This window comes from Klebsiella sp. I138, assembly GCF_051131765.1.
In the GTDB taxonomy this organism is placed as follows: domain Bacteria; phylum Pseudomonadota; class Gammaproteobacteria; order Enterobacterales; family Enterobacteriaceae; genus Klebsiella.
Map to the genome: position 1 here is coordinate 891413 of NZ_CP180447.1, position 20775 is coordinate 912187.

15 protein-coding genes, 2 tRNA genes and 3 other RNA genes are annotated in these 20775 nt (G+C 53.1%); 10 read left to right on the top strand and 10 right to left on the bottom strand.

Features of this window, described 5'->3' with window-relative positions:
• Window positions 1-44 precede the first annotated feature (44 nt).
• The 5 genes from ACMYSK_RS04070 (at window position 45) to narI (ending at window position 8443) form a co-directional block, all read left to right on the top strand.
• Window positions 45-1436: a NarK family nitrate/nitrite MFS transporter gene (locus ACMYSK_RS04070; RefSeq protein ID WP_434640428.1), complete on the top strand. Its 1392-nt coding sequence runs from the start codon at window positions 45-47 to the stop codon at window positions 1434-1436.
• A gap of 344 nt (window positions 1437-1780) precedes the next feature.
• Window positions 1781-5524 (top strand): nitrate reductase subunit alpha, encoded by a 3744-nt coding sequence (locus ACMYSK_RS04075; protein WP_434640430.1) that lies wholly within the window; start codon window positions 1781-1783, stop codon window positions 5522-5524.
• Entirely contained in the window at window positions 5521-7059 is a 1539-nt protein-coding gene (gene narH / locus ACMYSK_RS04080) for a nitrate reductase subunit beta (protein WP_434640432.1), read from the top strand. The genes ACMYSK_RS04075 and narH overlap by 4 nt, the downstream gene beginning before the upstream one ends.
• The gene (gene narJ, locus ACMYSK_RS04085) at window positions 7056-7766 is read left to right on the top strand and encodes a nitrate reductase molybdenum cofactor assembly chaperone (RefSeq protein ID WP_434640433.1); all 711 of its coding nucleotides are present in this window, start codon (window positions 7056-7058) and stop codon (window positions 7764-7766) included. The genes narH and narJ overlap by 4 nt, the downstream gene beginning before the upstream one ends.
• Window positions 7766-8443: a respiratory nitrate reductase subunit gamma gene (gene narI / locus ACMYSK_RS04090; RefSeq protein WP_434640435.1), complete on the top strand. Its 678-nt coding sequence runs from the start codon at window positions 7766-7768 to the stop codon at window positions 8441-8443. Before narJ ends, narI begins: the two co-directional genes overlap by 1 nt.
• 19 nt (window positions 8444-8462) lie before the next feature.
• Here the strand turns inward: narI and ACMYSK_RS04095 are convergent, their stop codons facing one another.
• Window positions 8463-9359, bottom strand: a complete 897-nt coding sequence (locus ACMYSK_RS04095; RefSeq protein WP_434640437.1) for a DMT family transporter — start codon at window positions 9357-9359, stop codon at window positions 8463-8465.
• A 109-nt stretch (window positions 9360-9468) separates the two neighbouring features.
• On the opposite strand from ACMYSK_RS04095, the gene ACMYSK_RS04100 reads away from it, so the two are divergent.
• Window positions 9469-9912, top strand: coding sequence for an Lrp/AsnC family transcriptional regulator (locus ACMYSK_RS04100; RefSeq protein ID WP_434640438.1), 444 nt, complete (start codon window positions 9469-9471; stop codon window positions 9910-9912).
• Between the two features lie 87 nt (window positions 9913-9999).
• Here the strand turns inward: ACMYSK_RS04100 and ACMYSK_RS04105 are convergent.
• The 7 genes from ACMYSK_RS04105 to ACMYSK_RS04135 form a co-directional block, all read right to left on the bottom strand.
• A non-coding RNA gene (locus tag ACMYSK_RS04105) (RtT sRNA) lies at window positions 10000-10130 on the bottom strand.
• A 47-nt stretch (window positions 10131-10177) separates the two neighbouring features.
• Window positions 10178-10308, bottom strand: a non-coding RNA gene (locus tag ACMYSK_RS04110) — RtT sRNA.
• Between the two features lie 47 nt (window positions 10309-10355).
• Window positions 10356-10486, bottom strand: a non-coding RNA gene (locus ACMYSK_RS04115) — RtT sRNA.
• 47 nt (window positions 10487-10533) lie between these two features.
• Window positions 10534-10618, bottom strand: a tRNA-Tyr gene (locus tag ACMYSK_RS04120).
• A gap of 36 nt (window positions 10619-10654) precedes the next feature.
• Window positions 10655-10739, bottom strand: a tRNA-Tyr gene (locus tag ACMYSK_RS04125).
• Window positions 10740-10898: 159 nt separating this feature from the next.
• Entirely contained in the window at window positions 10899-11741 is an 843-nt protein-coding gene (purU, locus tag ACMYSK_RS04130) for a formyltetrahydrofolate deformylase (RefSeq protein WP_434640440.1), read from the bottom strand.
• 43 nt (window positions 11742-11784) lie between these two features.
• Entirely contained in the window at window positions 11785-12243 is a 459-nt protein-coding gene (locus tag ACMYSK_RS04135) for a YchJ family protein (RefSeq protein WP_434640442.1), read from the bottom strand.
• Between the two features lie 110 nt (window positions 12244-12353).
• Here ACMYSK_RS04135 and rssA point away from each other — a divergent pair, with 110 nt between their 5' ends.
• The 3 genes from rssA to galU all read left to right on the top strand — a co-directional run bounded on the left by rssA (window position 12354) and on the right by galU (window position 15454).
• Entirely contained in the window at window positions 12354-13250 is an 897-nt protein-coding gene (rssA, locus tag ACMYSK_RS04140; protein WP_434640444.1) for a patatin-like phospholipase RssA, read from the top strand.
• Window positions 13251-13340: 90 nt separating this feature from the next.
• Window positions 13341-14354 carry a two-component system response regulator RssB gene (gene rssB, locus ACMYSK_RS04145; protein WP_434640446.1) on the top strand — a complete coding sequence of 338 codons (1014 nt, stop codon included), beginning with the start codon at window positions 13341-13343 and terminating at the stop codon, window positions 14352-14354.
• A gap of 197 nt (window positions 14355-14551) precedes the next feature.
• Complete coding sequence (galU, locus tag ACMYSK_RS04150) at window positions 14552-15454, top strand: UTP--glucose-1-phosphate uridylyltransferase GalU (protein ID WP_434640447.1); 903 nt, start codon at window positions 14552-14554, stop codon at window positions 15452-15454.
• Between the two features lie 116 nt (window positions 15455-15570).
• Here galU and hns read toward each other — a convergent pair whose 3' ends face one another.
• Window positions 15571-15978, bottom strand: coding sequence for a histone-like nucleoid-structuring protein H-NS (hns, locus tag ACMYSK_RS04155; protein WP_004863421.1), 408 nt, complete (start codon window positions 15976-15978; stop codon window positions 15571-15573).
• A gap of 560 nt (window positions 15979-16538) precedes the next feature.
• Here hns and tdk point away from each other — a divergent pair.
• The gene (gene tdk, locus ACMYSK_RS04160) at window positions 16539-17156 is read left to right on the top strand and encodes a thymidine kinase (protein ID WP_434640448.1); all 618 of its coding nucleotides are present in this window, start codon (window positions 16539-16541) and stop codon (window positions 17154-17156) included.
• A 506-nt stretch (window positions 17157-17662) separates the two neighbouring features.
• On the opposite strand, the gene adhE is transcribed toward tdk, so the two are convergent.
• On the bottom strand, window positions 17663-20341 hold the full coding sequence (adhE, locus tag ACMYSK_RS04165) for a bifunctional acetaldehyde-CoA/alcohol dehydrogenase (RefSeq protein ID WP_434640450.1): 2679 nt from the start codon (window positions 20339-20341) through the stop codon (window positions 17663-17665).
• Between the last annotated feature and the right edge of the window lie 434 nt (window positions 20342-20775).

The window sequence follows — 20775 nt, forward strand, 5'->3', positions numbered from 1 at the left end:
ACCCCTAATGTAGCGGCAGAATATATGAATAATCAGAGGTATTTATGAGTCAATCGTCCCTACCGGAGAAGGCCAGTACTTCAGTCATCACCGACTGGCGTCCTGAAGATCCCGAGTTCTGGCAACAGCGCGGCCATCGTGTTGCGAGCCGGAATTTGTGGATCTCTGTTCCTTGTCTTTTGCTGGCGTTTTGCGTCTGGATGTTGTTCAGCGCTGTGGCGGTCAATCTGAATAAAGTCGGTTTTCAGTTTACGACTGACCAGCTGTTTATGCTGACCGCACTGCCGGCGCTGTCCGGTGCATTATTACGCGTTCCCTACGCCTTTATGGTACCGCTGTTTGGCGGCCGCCGCTGGACCGCATTCAGTACCGGGATCATGATTATCCCTTGCGTGTGGCTGGGCTTCGCGGTGCAGGACACCTCTACCCCGTTCAGTATCTTTGTGATTATTTCTCTGCTTTGCGGTTTTGCCGGGGCTAACTTTGCTTCGAGCATGGCCAACATCAGCTTCTTCTTCCCGAAACAGAAGCAGGGCGGCGCCCTCGGCCTTAACGGCGGTCTCGGCAACATGGGCGTCAGCGTGATGCAGTTGGTTGCACCGCTGGTCGTTTCGCTGTCTATCTTTGCCGTCTTCGGCGGTACTGGCACCGAACAGCCGGACGGCTCCGTGCTGTATCTGGAAAACGCCGCCTGGATTTGGGTGCCGTTTCTGATTGTTCTGACGCTGGCGGCCTGGTTCTTCATGAACGACCTCTCTGCGTCCAAAGCCTCTCTGAGCGAACAGTTGCCGGTACTTAAGCGCGCCCATCTGTGGGTCATGGCACTGCTCTATCTGGCGACATTTGGCTCATTTATTGGCTTCTCTGCGGGCTTCGCGATGCTGTCAAAAACGCAGTTCCCGGATGTGCAGATTCTGCACTTTGCCTTCTTCGGGCCGTTTATCGGTGCGCTGGCGCGTTCGATGGGCGGGGCTATCTCGGACCGTCTGGGTGGTACCCGCGTGACGCTGGTGAACTTCGTGGTGATGGCTATCTTTAGCGGCCTGCTGTTCATGACGCTGCCGACGAATGGTACCGGAGGGAACTTTATTGCCTTCTTCGGCGTGTTTATGGTGCTGTTCCTGACCGCCGGTCTGGGCAGTGCGTCTACCTTCCAGATGATTTCGGTTATTTTCCGCAAAATGACCATGGAACGGGTGAAAGCGCAGGGCGGCAGTGAAGAGCAGGCGATGCGTGAAGCCGCAACCGATACGGCGGCAGCGCTGGGCTTTATCTCCGCGATTGGCGCCATCGGCGGCTTCTTTATTCCGAAAGCGTTTGGTATTTCGCTGGAGCTGACCGGTTCTCCGGCAGGCGCCATGAAGATCTTTTTCGTCTTCTATATTGCCTGCGTCATCATTACCTGGGCAGTTTACGGCCGTAAACAAAAGTCATAAGCCATACCCGTTTGCTATCAGGGCGCAATGTTTATTGCGCCCTTTTTTATGTCGTCTGGACGGGGGAGCAACCTGCCAACGGGGGGATCTACCCCTTAATACCCTGATGAACGCCGAAGGCGCATGATAATCGATGGTTTTTCATTAAAATCGTTAAAAAACAAAAGGATAAAAAATAGAAAAAGATACCACCTCGGAGGTATTTGCGGGTTCAGGCGCCTTTTATAAGCCATTTCGCATTGATCGTTATCAATTCTCTCCCTCTTTCATAGCGTTACCTTCGCTGCAAATGCAGCAATGTCGATTTATCAGAGAGCCGTCAGGCTCCCAACAGGAGAAACCCGATGAGTAAATTCCTGGACCGGTTTCGCTACTTCAAACAGAAGGGTGAAACCTTTGCCGATGGGCATGGCCAGCTTCTAAAAACCAACCGGGACTGGGAGGATGGATACCGCCAGCGCTGGCAGCATGACAAAATTGTGCGCTCCACTCACGGGGTAAACTGCACCGGCTCATGCAGCTGGAAGATTTATGTTAAAAATGGCCTCGTCACCTGGGAAACCCAGCAGACGGACTACCCGCGTACCCGCCCGGATATGCCAAACCACGAACCACGCGGCTGCCCGCGCGGCGCGAGCTATTCCTGGTATCTCTATAGCGCCAATCGTCTGAAATACCCGCTGATGCGCAAACGCCTGATGAAAATGTGGCGCGAAGCGAAAAAACTGCACAGCGATCCGGTTGATGCCTGGGCATCCATTATTGAAGACGCCGACAAAGCCAAAAGTTTCAAACAAGCGCGCGGGCGCGGCGGGTTCGTTCGCTCTTCCTGGCAGGAAGTGAATGAGCTTATCGCTGCCTCTAACGTTTATACCGTCAAAACCTACGGCCCGGACCGCGTGGCAGGCTTCTCGCCCATTCCGGCGATGTCGATGGTTTCCTACGCTTCCGGCGCACGCTATCTCTCTCTGATTGGCGGTACCTGCCTGAGCTTCTATGACTGGTACTGCGACCTGCCGCCGGCCTCTCCGCAGACCTGGGGTGAGCAGACCGACGTGCCTGAATCTGCCGACTGGTATAACTCCAGCTATATCATTGCCTGGGGCTCCAACGTCCCGCAGACCCGTACTCCAGATGCGCACTTCTTTACGGAAGTTCGCTATAAAGGCACCAAGACCGTGGCCATCACGCCAGACTATGCCGAAATCGCCAAGCTGTGCGATCTGTGGCTGGCGCCGAAGCAGGGTACCGATGCCGCGATGGCGCTGGCGATGGGGCACGTTATGCTGCGTGAATTCCATCTCGACAAGCCGAGTCAGTATTTCACCGACTACGTTCGCCGCTATACCGACATGCCGATGCTGGTCATGCTGGAAGAGCGCGAAGGCTATTACGCCGCCGGCCGAATGCTGCGCGCGGCCGACCTGGTGGATGGCCTGGGCCAGGAAGAACACCCGGAATGGAAAACCGTCGCCTTTGATGAAAAAGGTGAAATGATGGCGCCGAACGGCTCTATCGGTTACCGCTGGGGCGAGAAAGGGAAATGGAACCTTGAGCAGCGTAACGGGACAACCGGTGAAGAGGTTGAACTGCGCCTGAGCCTGCTTGGCAGCCACGATGATGTTGCCGAGGTTGGCTTCCCGTATTTTGGCGGTGACGGCACCGAACACTTTGCCAGCGTCGAACTGGAAAATATCCTGCTGCACAAACTGCCGGTGAAACGTCTGCAACTTGCCGACGGCACCACTGCGCTGGTGACCACCGTGTACGACCTGACCATGGCTAACTACGGTCTGGAACGCGGCCTGAATGATGAAAACTGTGCGACCAGCTACGAAGACATCAAAGCCTACACCCCAGCCTGGGCTGAAAAAATCACCGGCGTATCCCGCGCGCATATCATTCGTACCGCGCGTGAATTTGCCGATAACGCCGATAAGACCCACGGTCGTTCGATGATTATTGTCGGTGCTGGTCTGAACCACTGGTACCACCTCGATATGAACTATCGCGGCCTGATTAACATGCTGGTCTTCTGCGGCTGTGTAGGTCAGAGCGGCGGCGGCTGGGCACACTACGTGGGCCAGGAAAAGCTGCGTCCTCAGACCGGCTGGCAGCCGCTGGCGTTTGCACTTGACTGGCAGCGCCCGGCTCGCCACATGAACAGCACCTCTTATTTCTACAATCACTCCAGCCAGTGGCGTTATGAAACCGTCACCGCGCAGGAGCTGCTGTCGCCGCTGGCGGACAAGTCGCGCTACAGCGGTCACATGCTGGACTTTAACGTTCGCGCCGAGCGTATGGGCTGGCTGCCATCTGCGCCGCAGCTCGGCACCAACCCGCTGCGCATTGCTGATGCGGCGAAAAAAGCCGGAATGAACCCGGTGGATTACACCGTTAAATCCCTGAAAGAGGGGTCGATTCGTTTCGCCGCAGAGCAGCCGGAAAACGGTAAAAACCATCCGCGTAACCTGTTCATCTGGCGTTCCAACCTGCTGGGCTCCTCCGGTAAAGGCCACGAATACATGCTCAAGTACCTGCTGGGTACCGAGCACGGCATTCAGGGGCTGGATCTGGGCAAGCAGGGGGGTGTGAAGCCGGAAGAAGTGGAATGGCAGGATAACGGCCTCGACGGCAAGCTGGATCTGGTCGTGACGCTGGACTTCCGCCTGTCGAGTACCTGCCTGTATTCCGACATCGTGCTGCCGACCGCGACCTGGTACGAAAAAGACGACATGAATACCTCGGATATGCATCCGTTTATTCACCCGCTGTCTGCTGCGGTCGATCCGGCCTGGGAATCAAAAAGCGACTGGGATATCTATAAAGGTATCGCGAAGGCCTTCTCGGAGGTTTGCGTGGGCCATCTCGGTCAGGAAACCGATATTGTCACGCTGCCTATTCAGCACGACTCCGCAGCCGAACTGGCGCAGCCGTTAGACGTGAAGGACTGGAAAAAAGGCGAGTGTGATCTGATTCCAGGTAAAACTGCGCCGCATATTATTCCGGTCGAGCGCGACTACCCGGCAACCTATGAACGTTTTACCTCTATCGGCCCGCTGATGGAGAAAATAGGCAACGGCGGTAAAGGGATTGCCTGGAACACCCAGAGCGAAATGGACCTGCTGCGCAAGCTCAACTACACCAAGGCGGAAGGCCCGGCGAAAGGCCAGCCGATGCTGGATACGGCCATTGATGCGGCGGAAATGATCCTCACGCTGGCACCGGAAACCAACGGTCAGGTGGCGGTGAAAGCCTGGGCGGCACTGAGTGAATTTACCGGTCGTGACCACACGCATCTGGCGCTCAATAAAGAAGACGAGAAGATCCGCTTCCGTGATATTCAGGCGCAGCCGCGCAAGATTATCTCTAGCCCGACATGGTCTGGCCTTGAAGATGAGCACGTTTCCTATAACGCCGGTTATACCAACGTTCATGAGCTGATCCCGTGGCGTACGCTCTCCGGTCGTCAGTCCCTGTATCAGGACCATCAGTGGATGCGTGACTTCGGTGAAAGCCTGCTGGTTTACCGTCCGCCGATCGACACCCGCTCGGTGAAATCGGTGATGGGCGAGAAGTCCAACGGTAACCCGGAGAAGGCGCTGAACTTCCTGACGCCGCACCAGAAATGGGGCATTCACTCGACCTACAGCGACAACCTGCTGATGCTGACCCTGGGTCGCGGCGGGCCGGTCGTGTGGATGAGTGAAGAAGATGCCAAAGAGATCGGAATTGAAGATAACGACTGGATTGAAGTCTTCAACAACAACGGCGCCCTGACCGCTCGTGCGGTCGTGAGCCAGCGTGTACCGGCCGGGATGACCATGATGTACCACGCGCAGGAACGTATCGTGAACCTGCCGGGTTCTGAGATCACCGGACAGCGCGGCGGTATCCATAACTCGGTGACGCGTATTACGCCGAAACCGACTCATATGATCGGCGGCTATGCGCACCTCGCATACGGCTTTAACTACTATGGCACCGTAGGTTCTAACCGCGATGAGTTTGTGGTGGTCCGTAAGATGAAGAACATTAACTGGCTGGATGGCGAAGGCAATGACCAGGTACAGGAGAGCGTAAAATGAAAATTCGTTCACAAGTCGGCATGGTGCTGAATCTCGATAAATGCATCGGCTGTCATACCTGCTCAGTGACCTGCAAAAACGTCTGGACCAGTCGTGAAGGGACCGAGTACGCGTGGTTCAACAACGTTGAAACTAAGCCGGGTACCGGTTTCCCGACCGACTGGGAAAATCAGGAAAAATGGAAGGGTGGCTGGATCCGTAAGATCAACGGTAAGCTGGTGCCGCGCATGGGTAATAAAGCGCTGCTGCTAGGGAAAATCTTTGCCAACCCCCATCTACCGGGTCTGGATGATTACTACGAGCCGTTTGATTTTGATTACCAGACGCTGCACAACGCGCCAGCAGACAGCAAGGCGCAGCCGATTGCCCGCCCGCGCTCGCTGATTACCGGTAAGCGCATGGACAAAATCACCAAGGGCCCGAACTGGGAAGACGACCTGGGTGGTGAGTTCGAGAAGCTGTCGAAAGACAAAAACTTCGAGAACATGCAAAAAGCAATGTACGGCCAGTTCGAAAACACCTTCATGATGTATCTACCGCGTTTGTGCGAGCACTGCCTCAACCCGGCGTGTGTGGCTACCTGCCCAAGCGGTGCTATCTACAAGCGTGAAGAAGATGGCATCGTGCTGATCGACCAGGATAAGTGCCGCGGCTGGCGGATGTGTATTACCGGCTGCCCGTACAAGAAGATCTACTTCAACTGGAAGAGCGGCAAATCTGAGAAATGCATCTTCTGCTACCCGCGTATCGAAGCCGGTCAGCCGACGGTATGCTCGGAAACCTGCGTAGGCCGTATTCGTTATCTTGGCGTGCTGCTGTACGACGCAGATGCGATTGAAAATGCAGCCAGCACTGAAAACGAGAAAGACCTGTATCAGCGTCAGCTGGACGTGTTCCTCGACCCGAACGATCCGAAGGTGATTGAACAGGCCCAGAAAGACGGTATTCCGCTGAGCGTGATTGACGCGGCGCAGAAATCGCCGGTCTATAAAATGGCGATGGACTGGAAGCTGGCGCTGCCGCTGCACCCGGAATACCGCACGCTGCCGATGGTCTGGTATGTTCCACCGCTGTCACCGATTCAGTCCGCAGCCGATGCCGGTGAACTGGGCAGCAACGGTATCCTGCCAGACGTGGAAAGTCTGCGTATCCCGGTCCAGTACCTGGCCAACCTGCTGACCGCAGGCGATACCCAGCCGGTGCTATTGGCGCTGAAACGTATGCTGGCGATGCGTCACTTCAAACGCACGGAAACCGTCGATGGGGTTATCGATACCCGTGCGCTGGAAGAGGTCGGGCTGACCGAAGCGCAGGCGCAGGAAATGTACCGCTATCTGGCGATTGCCAACTACGAAGATCGTTTCGTGGTGCCGAGCAGCCATCGCGAACTGGCCCGCGAAGCCTTCCCGGAGAAAAACGGGTGTGGCTTTAGCTTCGGTGACGGTTGCCACGGCTCTGACTCGTCCTTCAACCTGTTCAACAGCCGCCGCATTGATGCGGTAGATGTGACCAGCAAAACGGAGCCGCACGCATGATTGAACTCGTGGTTGTTTCACGTCTGCTGGAGTATCCGGATGCGGCCTTATGGCAGCATCAGGGCGAACTCTTCGACGTTCTGGCCTCATCAGCGACACTGGATAAAGAGGATGCCCAGACCCTGGGCGTTTTCCTGCGCGACTTAACCGCGCAGGATCTGCTGGACGCGCAGGCCGCCTATAGCGAACTGTTTGACCGTGGTCGCGCAACGTCGCTGCTGCTGTTCGAACACGTTCATGGCGAATCTCGCGACCGTGGGCAGGCGATGGTTGACCTGATGAATCAGTATGAGCAGCACGGTCTGGTACTCGACAGCCGCGAGCTGCCCGATCACCTGCCGCTGTATCTGGAATATCTGGCGCAGCTCCCGGAGAGCGAAGCTATCGCCGGTTTGCAGGATATTGCGCCGATTCTGGCGCTGCTATGCGCGCGTTTACAGCAGCGTGAAAGTCGCTATGCCGTTCTGTTTGAGCAGCTGTTGAAGCTGGCAAACAGTGCGGTAGATGAGGCGAAAGTCGCGGAGAACATCGCCGATGAAGCGCGCGACGATACGCCGCAGGCGCTGGATGCGGTCTGGGAAGAAGAACAGGTGAAATTCTTTGCCGATAAAGGCTGCGGCGAGTCAGAAATCGCTGCTCACCAGCGTCGTTTTGCCGGAGCCGTGGCCCCGCAATATTTGAATATCTCTAACGGAGGACAGCAATAATGCACTTCCTGAATATGTTCTTCTTCGATATCTATCCGTACATTGCCGGGTCGGTTTTTCTGATAGGCAGCTGGCTGCGCTACGATTACGGCCAGTATACCTGGCGTGCCGCCTCCAGCCAGATGCTGGATCGCAAAGGGATGAACCTGGCGTCTAACCTGTTCCATATCGGGATCCTGGGTATTTTCGCCGGGCATTTCCTTGGCATGCTGACGCCGCACTGGATGTATGAAGCGTGGCTGCCGTTGGAAGTGAAGCAGAAGATGGCAATGTTTGCCGGCGGTGCGTCCGGGGTGATGTGCCTGGTAGGTGGCGTGCTGCTGCTTAAACGTCGCCTGTTCAGCCCGCGCGTTCGCGCGACTACCACCGGTGCGGATATACTGGTGCTCTGCGTGCTGGTTACCCAGTGTGCGCTGGGCCTGCTGACCATTCCGTTCTCTGCCCAGCATATGGACGGTAGCGAAATGATGAAGCTGGTGAACTGGGCGCAGTCCGTGGTGACTTTCCACGGCGGGGCGTCTGCGCACCTGGACGGCGTTGCCTTTATCTTCCGTATCCACCTGGTGCTGGGGATGACGCTGTTCCTGCTGTTCCCGTTCTCCCGCCTCGTGCATATCTGGAGCGTGCCGGTGGAATACCTGACGCGCAGATATCAGATAGTCCGCGCGCGTCGCTGATAGTCCTGTTTCGGTCGAATCATACCCCGCTCTGACGGGGTTTTTTGTGGCCCAGGGAGAGCCCGTCACCCCAGCCTAAATTATTCCCCGCCGCCGCAAACAGAATCAGCACGCCTCCGGCCAACTGCACCGGCGTCAGCGCATGGCCAAAGACCAGATAATCGACAACGATCGCCACAATCGGATAGATAAAGGAGAGTGACCCGGTTATGGGCGTCGGCAGTTTCTGAATGGCGCTGTAGAGCAGTTGGTACATGATGCCGGTGTGCACGATGCCCAGAATCAGCAGGTACCGCCAGGGGAACCCGGCGGTAAAATCCGGGGTATGAACCAGCGGCAGCAGCATAATTGTCCCGACGATGACCTGAATAAAGGCAATATGCTGAGGCGGAAGCGGGCGCAGCTTACGGGTGATTATCGCCGTTAAAGCGTAGAAAAAGGCGGCGCTAAGGGCCAGGGCAATGCCTGTAGCCAGCTGGCCGCCGTGCGGTTGCATCAGTTCGCTGGACAGCAGGACCACCACACCGAAAAAGGCCAATGTCAGCCAGCCCCATTTAATGAGCGTAACCCGTTCACCGGCCAGCATCCCCATCAAGACCAGCATAAACGGCTGGGTGTTATACACCACGGTAGCCATGCCAATTGAAATCCGGGCGTAAGCGGCGAAAAGCAGCAGCCAGTTAATGACCAGCGCGACGCCCCCGAGGATCGCCAGCAGCAGCGTTAGCCGTGTGAGCTGGCTGAACGGCTGCCGGCTGAGGTAGATAAAGCCGAACAAGGTCAGGGCGCCAATCAGACAGCGCCAGAAGACAACATCGATTATCGGCAATCCGGACAGTAAAACGAATGCGCCGATCGAACCTGAAATTATCATCGCCAGGCTCATTTGCCAGACGCCCGTTAGTGTGTGTGTCATTTTTCTACCTCCGTTGTCATGGCGATTATTGTCGTTAATCAGATGACAGGTTGATATGCATGTTTTAAGGTAAAAAATGAGAACTACTTTTATTTATCAGGTAAAACCGATGGAACACTTAATTGATAATATCGACCGCGCGATTCTGGCCTGTCTGGCAGAGGATGCGCGTATGTCGCTCAAGGTATTAAGCGCGCGGGTGGGGCTGACGTCACCCAGTACCGCTGAGCGGGTGAAGCGCCTGGAAGAACGCGGGGTGATACAGGGATATGGCGCCCGGGTCAATCTGGCGGCGTTGGGATATACCCTGCAGGCGCTGGTTCGCGTCAGACCTTTGCCGGGACTGCTACAGAAGGTTGATAAATATATTCAGGCGATGCCGGAATGCATCGAAAGTGACAAGGTCACGGGCGAAGATTGCTTCGTGATGCGGCTGGTGGTGCGGGATATTGCGCACCTTGATACCCTGCTGGATGGTCTGGCAGAGCACGCCCAGTGTAATACGTCGATAGTGAAAAGTTCCCCGGTAAAAAGGCGCTTACCGCCGCTGTAGCGTGACCCGAGCTTCATCTGTATCCCTGTATGGGCAGAATAGAGAATTTTCAGCGTTGGATTTGGCAGAAGTACGACAGGGAAGTGATGGTGGCGGGGGAAGGATGACTCAGCGCGGTGCGCTTCGCCCTTCGGGTCGTTGCCTGCGGCAACGTTTTCTCGCTACGCTCGAATCGAACCTTTGTCGAAGCTTCTCATCCTTCCCCGTATGGGCAGAATAAAGAATTTTCAGCGTTGGATTTGGCAGAAGTACGACAGGGAAGTGATGGTGGCGGGGGAAGGATGACTCAGCGCGGTGCGCTTCGCCCTTCGGGTCGTTGCCTGCGGCAACGTTTTCTCGCTACGCTCGAATCGAACCTTTGTCGAAGCTTCTCATCCTTCCCCGTATGGGCAGAATAAAGAATTTTCAGCGTTGGATTTGGCAGAAGTACGACAGGGAAGTGATGGTGGCGGGGGAAGGATGACTCAGCGCGGTGCGCTTCGCCCTTCGGGTCGTTGCCTGCGGCAACGTTTTCTCGCTACGCTCGAATCGAACCTTTGTCGAAGCTTCTCATCCTTCCCAGTATGGGCAGAATAAAGAGTTTTCAGCGTTTGATTTAGCAGAAGTACGACAGGGAAGTGATGGTGGCGGGGGAAGGATTCGAACCTTCGAAGTCGATGACGGCAGATTTACAGTCTGCTCCCTTTGGCCGCTCGGGAACCCCGCCAGGGGTATCTTAGATAACAACATTCAGCGGAATGAATGGTGGTGGGGGAAGGATTCGAACCTTCGAAGTCGATGACGGCAGATTTACAGTCTGCTCCCTTTGGCCGCTCGGGAACCCCACCACGGGGTAATGCTTAATACTGGCCTGCTTCCTTCTGGGGAAGCGGGGCGCATCATATCAAATGACGCGCCCCTGTAAAGCTTTCCGTTGATAAAAATAAACCGGTTGTCTGAATTTTACGCGTAAAGCTGCAAAGCTAACCAGTTCATTTCATTATCGATTAAAGAATAATCGTTCGGTTACCGTAAACAAACACGCGCTGGGCCAGAACCTGATACAGCGCACGGCTTAGCACATTCTTCTCAACATCACGGCCCGCGCGCATCATATCTTCAGCCGTATAGGTGTGATCGACATGAATGACATCTTGCATAATGATCGGGCCTTCATCCAGGTTGTCATTAACGTAATGGGCGGTGGCACCGATAATCTTCACGCCGCGTTCGTAGGCCTGATGATAGGGACGGGCGCCAATAAAGGCCGGCAGGAAGGAGTGATGAATATTGATAATCTGATTCGGGAAGCGGGAAACGAATTCCGGCGTCAGCACGCGCATATATTTCGCCAGCACTACGTAGTCCGGCGCGTAGGATTCAATGGCATTGCCCATCTGCTTATCGTGCTCTTCACGCGTTAACCCTTCGTGACTGACCAGCTGGAACGGAATATCAAAACGTTCAACCAGCGAGCGCAGCGTTTCATGGTTGCCGATGACGGCTGCAATATCGACATCCAGGCCGCCGTAGTTGGCTTTCATCAGTAAATCGCCAAGGCAGTGCGCCTCTTTGGTGACCAGAATCACCACGCGACGACGGCCTGCCGGCGTCAGTTCGCGAATAGACCCTTCCGGCAGTGCGCTATCGAGGTCAGCGAGCAAAATGGCATCATTAAAAATACCTTCCAGCTCGGTACGCATAAAGAAGCGGCCGGTACGGTGATCGACAAACTCGTTGTTCTGCACGATATTCAGCTCGTGCTTGTAACAAATATTCGTGATACGCGCGATGAGTCCTTTCTGGTCAGGGCAAATGGTGCGTAGTACTTTACGTTGTAATGAATGCATCGCGAGGAAAATCCTGTAGTGTTTGCTATTGCTGGCGCCAGTTTTACTGGCCGCAGCATTTTTTAAATTTTTTACCTGAACCACAAGGGCAGGGGTCGTTACGGCCAATCAGCGGCCGAGTGCCGTCGATATAGTACCACCGTCCATTTTCTTTTAAGAATCTGGAACGTTCAATAATGGCGCCGGGGCGGTTATCGTCGTGATATCGCGCGATGAAACTGACAAAACCCTCATCAGGGTGACGGCCAGCATCAGCAGCAAATACGGTTAAGCCTTGCCATTGCGTTTTGGCGAAGCCCTTTTCCAGATCGGCACGGAACTGCTGCGGCTGACAAGAGGGGTGCCAGGTGTTGATCAGATAATCGGCATCCTTCATGACAAACGCGCTGAAGCGGGATCGCATCAGCTGTGATGGATCTGGCGCGAGCAGCGAGCCGGTCAGATATCGCTGACAACATGAGCTATACTCCAGAGCGCTGCCACACGGGCATAATGGCGACAAATTGGCCTCCATGGAAAAGAATCACGGCGCATCGGCGCCAAAGTGTTTTATGTTAACTGAGCTGTGGCAATGATGCCATGCTCAGAGTGGAAGGAAGTATATCGGTAATAATGAGAAAGCTTAAGATTGGTCTGGCGTTAGGGGCGGGAGCAGCCCGTGGGTGGTCGCACATCGGTGTGATTAAAGCGCTCCAGCGCGCGGGTATTGAAATTGATATCGTGGCAGGATGTTCCATTGGGGCGCTGGTGGGCGCAGCTTTTGCCTGCAATCGACTCCCGGTTCTTGAAAAATGGGTCTCCTCTTTTAGCAACTGGGACGTGCTGCGGTTGATGGATCTCTCCTGGCGTCGCGGAGGTTTACTGCGCGGTGAACGCGTATTCAACCAGTTTCGGCAAGTACTGCCTGTCTCTGATATCGAACGCTGCGACCGTCGCTTTGCGGCGGTGGCGACCAACTTAAGTACCGGCCGTGAGCTGTGGTTTACCGAGGGCGACCTGCACCAGGCCGTGCGCGCCTCCTGTAGTATGCCGGGCCTGATGTCTCCCGTTATGCATAATGGCTACTGGCTGGTTGATGGCGCGGTGGTGAACCCCGTACCGGTTTCTCTGGCGCGGGCGCTGGGTGCGGATATCGTGATCGCCGTAGACCTGCAGCACGACGCGCATCTGATGCAGCAGGATTTATGGTCAATCGAGAAGCCGCAGCCTGAAGAAGAAAAAGATTTTTCCTGGCACGCCCGAATTCGCGCGCGCCTTAGCGGCATGACTTCCCGTCGTGCGGCGACGCCAACGGCAATGGAAATTATGTCTACCTCTATTCAGGTGCTGGAAAATCGCCTGAAACGAAACCGCATGGCGGGAGATCCGCCCGATATTCTGCTGCAACCATTTTGCCCACAAATATCCACTCTTGATTTTCATCGAGCCGGTGAGGCAATTGCTGCCGGGCATCAGGCGGTTGAAAAGAAAATGGATGAACTACTACCCTTGGTGCGCACCGCGGTGTGATGCCATTCAACTAAGACTTAAGTAAATTCTGACAGGCGATAGTGTGAATTGCATGCCACTATTTAACTATCGTCAGCCAGAGGAGAGATCATGACGCAGCCATTGGCGGGAAAACTGATTCTGATAGTTGAAGACGAAGCCGTTTTCCGCTCACTCTTGCACTCCTGGCTAACCTCACTGGGCGCGACAACAGCGCAGGCTGAGGATGGCGTGGAGGCACTCCAGAAAATGGCCGAGTCAAAACCCGACCTGATGATCTGCGACATTTCTATGCCGCGAATGAATGGCCTCGAACTGGTGGAAAACCTGCGCAACCGGGGCGAACAGCTGCCGATTCTGATGATTTCGGCAACGGAAAATATGGCGGATATCGCCAAAGCGTTACGCCTTGGCGTTCAGGATGTGCTGTTAAAACCGGTAAAAGACTTCAACCGTCTGCGTGAGACGGTGTATGCCTGTCTGTATCCCAACATGTTCAACTCGCGGGTTGAAGAAGAGGAGCGTTTGTTTGAGGACTGGGATGCGCTGGTGAGCGATCCCTCCGCGGCTTCAAGACTTTTGCAGGAGCTCCAGCCTCCGGTACAGCAGGAAATATCAAAGTGCCGTATTCACTATCGTCAGCTCGTGTCGGCGGATAAACCCGGCCTGGTGCTTGATATCGCACCGTTATCAGAAAATGATTTGGCATTCTATTGTCTGGATGTCACACGAGCAGGGGATAATGGCGTACTTGCGGCATTGTTGCTGCGGGCGTTGTTTAATGGATTGCTTCAGGAACAACTCGCCCATCAGGGGCAGCGCCTGCCGGAAATGGGAAACCTGTTAAGACAGGTAAACCAATTACTTCGTCAGGCTAATTTACCTGGGCAATTTCCATTACTGGTAGGTTATTACCATAGCGGTCTTAAAAATTTGATATTGGTATCCGCAGGCCTGAACGGCACGCTCAATACCGGAGAACATCAAATTCAGATCAGCAATGGGGTTCCGTTAGGGACGTTGGGCAACACCTATCTCAACCAAATTAGCCAGCGCTGTACATCATGGCAGTGCCAAATTTGGGGGGCCGGGGGCCGTTTGCGACTGATGTTGTCTGCGGAATGAACAGTTACCTGTTTTTTTAAGCTGGTAGGATTACCGGGCAATCTTTTGCGGTGGTACTATCATTGAGTTTTATTAGTAAAAGTCCTAATTCGAGGGAATCCGAACCTTTTCAGACCAGGTTTGCCTGAGTGGACTGATATACTCGACGCGTTATTATTAACGAAAAGTTTAAAAAACGAACAGTCCAGGAGATTTCAATGGCTGCCCTTAATTCTAAAGTAAGAAAAGCTGTTATCCCGGTTGCGGGATTAGGTACCAGGATGCTACCCGCCACCAAGGCTATTCCGAAAGAAATGCTGCCACTGGTAGATAAGCCTTTAATTCAGTACGTTGTTAACGAATGCATTGCGGCCGGAATTACTGAAATTGTTCTGGTAACCCATTCGTCTAAAAATTCTATCGAAAACCATTTCGATACCAGTTTTGAACTGGAAGCTATGCTGGAAAAACGTGTTAAACGTCAGCTTCTGGAAGAAGTTCAGTCTATTTGCCCGCCACACGTCACCATTATGCAGGTTCGTCAGGGTCTGGCTAAAGGCCTCGGCCATGCCGTTCTTTGTGCGCACCCGGTGGTGGGTGATGAGCCGGTCGCGGTTATTCTGCCAGACGTTATTCTGGATGAATTCGAGTCCGATCTTTCCCGTGATAACCTGGCAGAAATGATTTCTCGTTTTGATGAAACAGGATCCAGCCAGATTATGGTTGAGCCCGTTGCTGATGTAACGGCTTATGGCGTTGTGGATTGCAAAGGTGAGTCTCTGCAGCCGGGCGAAAGCGTACCGATGGTAGGCGTGGTTGAGAAGCCGAAAGCCGATGTCGCGCCGTCTAACCTTGCTGTCGTTGGCCGCTATGTGCTGAGCGCGGACATTTGGCCGCTGCTGGCGAAAACGCCTCCGGGAGCCGGGGATGAGATCCAGCTGACCGATGCTATTGACATGCTGATCGAAAAAGAGACGGTTGAAGCCTATCACATGAAAGGCAAGAGCCACGACTGCGGTAATAAACTGGGTTATATGCAGGCTTTTGTAGAATATGGCGTGCGCCACAAATCTCTGGGCGCAGATTTTAAAGCCTGGCTGGAAAAAGCAGTAACTAAGTAATCGTTTTCAGCTGAATGATAACCGGGGGCGAATTTCGTTTCCCGGTTTTTTTATATCGCTAAACCACAGATAAAAAAAATCCCGCCGAAGCGGGATTTTTCAAATACAACTTTCGATTAAAGCAGGAAATCGTCCAGGGTTTTACCCTGCTCGTCCATGGCTTTTTTGATCACGGCTGGAGTACGACCTTGACCGGTCCAGGTTTTGGTTTCGCCGTTTTCATCAACGTAGCTGTATTTAGCCGGACGTGCAGCGCGCTTAGCTTTGGTGCCCGCTTTAACTGCAGCCATGGTGCTCAGCAGTTCATTCGGATCAATACCATCAGCAATCAGCATTTCACGGTATTGTTGCAGTTTACGAGTACGCTCTTCAATTTCTGCAGCAGCAGCGCTTTCTTCTTCGCGACGTTCGTTAACGACAACTTCTAATTTTTCCAGCATTTCTTCTAGCGTTTCAAGGGTGCATTCTCTTGCCTGCGCACGAAGAGTACGGATGTTGTTCAAAATTTTAAGTGCTTCGCTCATTGTAGTAATCTCAAACTTATATTGTGGGGTGGTTTGTTGGAGTAATAATAGAGCGATATAATCAGATGTGCAATAGGGTAGAATGTAAGGAATTCAAAATTACTTGTTATTTCTCGCGGCAATTAATTAATTTAAGTTAAATTTTTCGTGCGACTTCACATCTTTTTCGCTTATAGCCTAACCTGAATCCTAAGCTAAAACCCTGAGATAGTATGCTTTTCTCTGTGTATCGGGAGTAAAGTTATACTTCGAAGGGATAAATATCCCCCTTGAGTATTAGCGTATTAGTTGTGGCAAGCGTTAATATAAAGCCGTGAGCAAAAAACGTTATAGCGAGCCGGGGAATGCGCCGATTCGCACAAAAGGACAATCGCCGTAGGTTGCGCAACGGTGTTACCTGCACAAATTGCAGACATTCGTATTCAATTAAGAATCTTAATCTATCAACGTGTCGGCAGGCTCACATTCACCGCTATACCCATGTTGAAAGGGCGGATAGTCGTAGAAAATATGCTACAATTTTGCCGCGATAAAACACACTGATTGGGGTTATGCAGCCGATGGCTCAACTTTATTTCTACTATTCTGCAATGAATGCAGGTAAGTCGACCGCCTTGTTGCAGTCATCATACAATTATCAGGAACGCGGCATGCGTGCTCTGGTTTATACCGCTGAAATTGATGACCGCTTTGGTTCCGGCAAGGTCAGTTCAAGAATTGGTCTCTCATCGCCTGCCAGGCTGTTTAACCCGCAGACATCACTCTTTCGCGATATTGCGACTGAGCATGCGCAGCAGCCTGTTCATTGTGTCCTGGTCGATGAAAGCCAGTTTCTGACTCGCGAGCAGGTACATGAATTGTCCGAAATCGTCGACCAGCTGGATATTCCGGTATTGTGTTACGGTTTGCGTACAGATTTTCGCGGCGAGTTGTTTATTGGCAGCCAGTATTTATTAGCCTGGTCCGATAAGCTTGTTGAATTAAAAACGATCTGTTTCTGTGGGCGTAAAGCGAGCATGGTACTGCGTCTCGATCAGGAAGGGCGGCCTTACAATGAAGGCGAGCAGGTCGTGATTGGCGGGAATGAGCGCTATGTTTCCGTTTGCCGTAAGCATTATAAAGAAGCGTTAAGCGAAGGCTCTTTAACGCTTGTGCAGAGTAAACACCGTCCTTGCTGAGTTCTCAGCTCAACGCTCTCTCAGGCGCATATACGGCGCCTGCTGAGTAACCTTACGGCTTTCCTTTATTACCCGGCAGCCGCCTCTCCCTGCATCGCTGATGTCATTTCCGCCCGCTGCTGCGGCGGGAAAACATAAAAGGATATCTTGCGCTTTAGTGCAACAGATACAGCTGGCAGGCCAGGCGTATTTTACTCTTCTCAGTGGTGTTGGGATGGTATGGGGCATTCGTTGCACACCGTCAGACCATGACTATTTTGCCGTGCCCTTGCGGTAAAACACTTTCCCGGCGACAGTAATGGCCCGGCAGGCGCTTTGGTTAAATAACTGATGAAATAGCCCGCTTAGCGGTGCTGAAAGCAGGTGCCGTCAGCGGAGCCATATACAAACCCTGGCAGTAAGATGGCGCCTGTTCTGCCCCCAAATGAAACTTAGCCGTACCCTGCGATGAAGCAAAAAAAAGCCCCATCCGAAGATGAGGCTTTTAATCACGTTACCGGAGTCGATTAAGCGGATTTTTTCGCTTTTTTATCGGCTTTCGGTGCTGCTGCGGTTTCTTTCTTCGCGGCAGTTTCACCTTCGCTGAACTCGTTACCGTAGAAGGTATCCAGCAGAATCTGTTTCAGCTCGGAAATCAGTGGGTAGCGCGGGTTAGCGCCGGTGCACTGGTCATCGAATGCATCTTCAGACAGCTTGTCAACGTGGGCCAGGAAGTCAGCTTCCTGCACGCCAGCTTCACGGATAGACTTAGGAATACCCAGTTCAGCCTTGATGCTTTCCAGCCATGCCAGCAGTTTTTCGATTTTCGCTGCGGTACGGTCGCCCGGTGCGCTCAGACCCAGGTGGTCTGCGATTTCAGCGTAACGACGACGAGCCTGCGGACGGTCGTACTGGCTGAATGCAGTCTGCTTGGTTGGGTTGTCATTCGCGTTGTAACGGATAACGTTACTGATCAGCAGGGCGTTAGCCAGGCCGTGCGGAATGTGGAACTGAGAACCCAGTTTGTGCGCCATGGAGTGACATACACCCAGGAAGGCGTTAGCAAACGCGATACCGGCGATAGTCGCTGCACTGTGTACTTTCTCACGTGCTACCGGGTTCTTAGAACCTTCGTGGTAGGACGCTGGCAGGTACTCTTTCAGCAGTTTCAGAGCTTGCAGAGCCTGGCCGTCGGAGAACTCAGATGCCAGTACGGAAACGTAGGCTTCCAGGGCGTGAGTGACCGCATCCAGACCACCGAAAGCACACAGGGACTTCGGCATATCCATGACGAGGTTAGCATCAACAATCGCCACATCCGGAGTCAGTGCATAGTCAGCCAGCGGATATTTCTGACCGGTTGCATCGTCGGTTACAACGGCGAACGGTGTAACTTCAGAACCGGTACCGGAAGTGGTGGTGACGGCGATCATTTTCGCTTTCACGCCCATTTTCGGGAACTTGTAGATACGTTTACGGATGTCCATAAAGCGCAGCGCCAGGTCTTCGAAGTGGGTTTCCGGATGTTCGTACATCACCCACATGATTTTCGCGGCATCCATCGGGGAACCACCGCCGAGAGCGATGATAACGTCCGGCTTGAAGGAGTTAGCCAGATCCGCACCTTTACGTACTACGCTCAGAGTCGGGTCAGCTTCAACTTCAAAGAAGACTTCAGTTTCAACACCGGATGCTTTCAGCACGGAGGTGATCTGGTCGGCATAACCGTTGTTGAACAGGAAGCGGTCAGTCACAATCAGCGCGCGTTTGTGACCATCAGTAATCACTTCATCCAGTGCGATTGGCAGTGAGCCACGACGGAAGTAGATAGATTTCGGAAGTTTATGCCACAACATGTTTTCAGCTCGCTTAGCAACGGTTTTCTTGTTGATCAGGTGCTTAGGACCAACGTTTTCAGAGATGGAGTTACCACCCCAGGAACCACAACCCAGAGTCAGGGAAGGCGCGAGTTTAAAGTTGTACAGGTCACCGATACCACCCTGAGAAGCCGGGGTGTTAATCAGGATACGTGCAGTTTTCATCATCTGGCCGAAGTACGCAACGCGAGCCGGCTGGTTGTCCTGGTCGGTGTACAGGCAAGAGGTATGACCGATACCGCCCATCGCAACCAGTTTTTCAGCTTTATCTACAGCGTCTTCGAAGTTCTTCGCACGGTACATTGCCAGCGTCGGAGACAGTTTTTCGTGAGCAAACGGCTCGCTTTCATCAACGTCGGTCACTTCACCAATCAGAATCTTGGTGGTGGTCGGAACGGTGAAGCCTGCCAGTTCAGCAATTTTGTATGCCGGCTGACCAACGATTGCTGCGTTCAGCGCGCCATTTTTCAGGATGATGTCCTGAACGGCTTTCAGCTCTTTGCCCTGCAGCAGGTAGCCGCCGTGGCTGGCGAAACGTTCGCGAACAGCGTCATAGACAGAATCAACAACCACGACAGACTGCTCAGACGCACAGATAACGCCGTTATCGAAGGTTTTAGACATCAGTACAGATGCTACAGCACGTTTAACGTCTGCGGTTTCGTCGATAACAACCGGGGTGTTACCCGCACCTACGCCGATAGCCGGTTTACCGGAGCTATAGGCCGCTTTAACCATACCTGGACCACCGGTCGCGAGGATCAGGTTAATGTCAGGGTGATGCATCAGCGCGTTAGACAGCTCAACGGAAGGCTGGTCAATCCAACCAATCAGATCCTTCGGTGCGCCAGCAGCAATTGCAGCCTGCAGAACGATATCTGCCGCTTTGTTGGTGGCATCTTTAGCACGCGGGTGTGGAGAGAAGATGATCGCGTTACGCGTCTTCAGGCTGATCAGTGATTTAAAGATTGCTGTGGAAGTCGGGTTAGTCGTCGGAACGATACCGCAGATAATACCGATAGGTTCGGCGATGGTGATAGTCCCGAAAGTGTCGTCTTCAGAGAGAACACCGCAGGTCTTTTCATCTTTATATGCGTTATAGATGTATTCGGAAGCGAAGTGGTTTTTGATGACCTTGTCTTCGACAATACCCATGCCGGATTCGGCAACGGCCATTTTTGCGAGAGGGATTCGAGCATCTGCGGCGGCCAAAGCGGCGGCACGGAAGATCTTATCAACTTGTTCTTGAGTGAAACTGGCATATTCACGCTGGGCTTTTTTTACGCGCTCTACAAGTGCGTTAAGTTCAGCGACATTAGTAACAGCCATAATGCTCTCCTGATAATGTTAAACTTTTTTAGTAAATCAGTAGCTCGATTCGACAGTATAGACAGGCTGTTAACAGCTTGCATCTAAATGTTAAGGTGTCTTTTTTTACACCACTGACTTCATTGATTTACTAAATAAGCTTGGCTTCTTTAATTCTCAGGTACCGCTGTGCTGCACTCTTTTGGTGTGAACAAGGTTACTCACTTCTGAGTACAATTTACGTGATTTAGATCAAGTTTACGTGAAGCTGACACCTTTCAGCTGTCTGTTTTTTAGCCGGTCAAATCAAGTGTGATAATAGATATGCAGATTTAGTGAATAAGTAGCTAAGCGGAAACAAATATATAACATGCCATTTTGTCACCGTTATACGTATATTTGAGATGAATTATGCTACTAAAAAGCGTATCTTCTGCGCGAATATTTTATGTGAC

What these genes read in the sequence shown, in the direction of transcription:
- rssB (WP_434640446.1), top strand. Translation starts at nt 13,341, where the DNA reads ATGACGCAGCCATTGGCGGGAAAACTGATTCTGATAGTTGAAGACGAA.
- ACMYSK_RS04100 (WP_434640438.1), top strand. Translation starts at nt 9,469, where the DNA reads ATGGAACACTTAATTGATAATATCGACCGCGCGATTCTGGCCTGTCTG.
- tdk (WP_434640448.1), top strand. Translation starts at nt 16,539, where the DNA reads ATGGCTCAACTTTATTTCTACTATTCTGCAATGAATGCAGGTAAGTCG.
- purU (WP_434640440.1), bottom strand. Translation starts at nt 11,741, where the DNA reads ATGCATTCATTACAACGTAAAGTACTACGCACCATTTGCCCTGACCAG.
- adhE (WP_434640450.1), bottom strand. Translation starts at nt 20,341, where the DNA reads ATGGCTGTTACTAATGTCGCTGAACTTAACGCACTTGTAGAGCGCGTA.
- hns (WP_004863421.1), bottom strand. Translation starts at nt 15,978, where the DNA reads ATGAGCGAAGCACTTAAAATTTTGAACAACATCCGTACTCTTCGTGCG.
- rssA (WP_434640444.1), top strand. Translation starts at nt 12,354, where the DNA reads ATGAGAAAGCTTAAGATTGGTCTGGCGTTAGGGGCGGGAGCAGCCCGT.
- ACMYSK_RS04075 (WP_434640430.1), top strand. Translation starts at nt 1,781, where the DNA reads ATGAGTAAATTCCTGGACCGGTTTCGCTACTTCAAACAGAAGGGTGAA.
- ACMYSK_RS04070 (WP_434640428.1), top strand. Translation starts at nt 45, where the DNA reads ATGAGTCAATCGTCCCTACCGGAGAAGGCCAGTACTTCAGTCATCACC.
- narJ (WP_434640433.1), top strand. Translation starts at nt 7,056, where the DNA reads ATGATTGAACTCGTGGTTGTTTCACGTCTGCTGGAGTATCCGGATGCG.
- galU (WP_434640447.1), top strand. Translation starts at nt 14,552, where the DNA reads ATGGCTGCCCTTAATTCTAAAGTAAGAAAAGCTGTTATCCCGGTTGCG.
- narH (WP_434640432.1), top strand. Translation starts at nt 5,521, where the DNA reads ATGAAAATTCGTTCACAAGTCGGCATGGTGCTGAATCTCGATAAATGC.
- ACMYSK_RS04095 (WP_434640437.1), bottom strand. Translation starts at nt 9,359, where the DNA reads ATGACACACACACTAACGGGCGTCTGGCAAATGAGCCTGGCGATGATA.
- narI (WP_434640435.1), top strand. Translation starts at nt 7,766, where the DNA reads ATGCACTTCCTGAATATGTTCTTCTTCGATATCTATCCGTACATTGCC.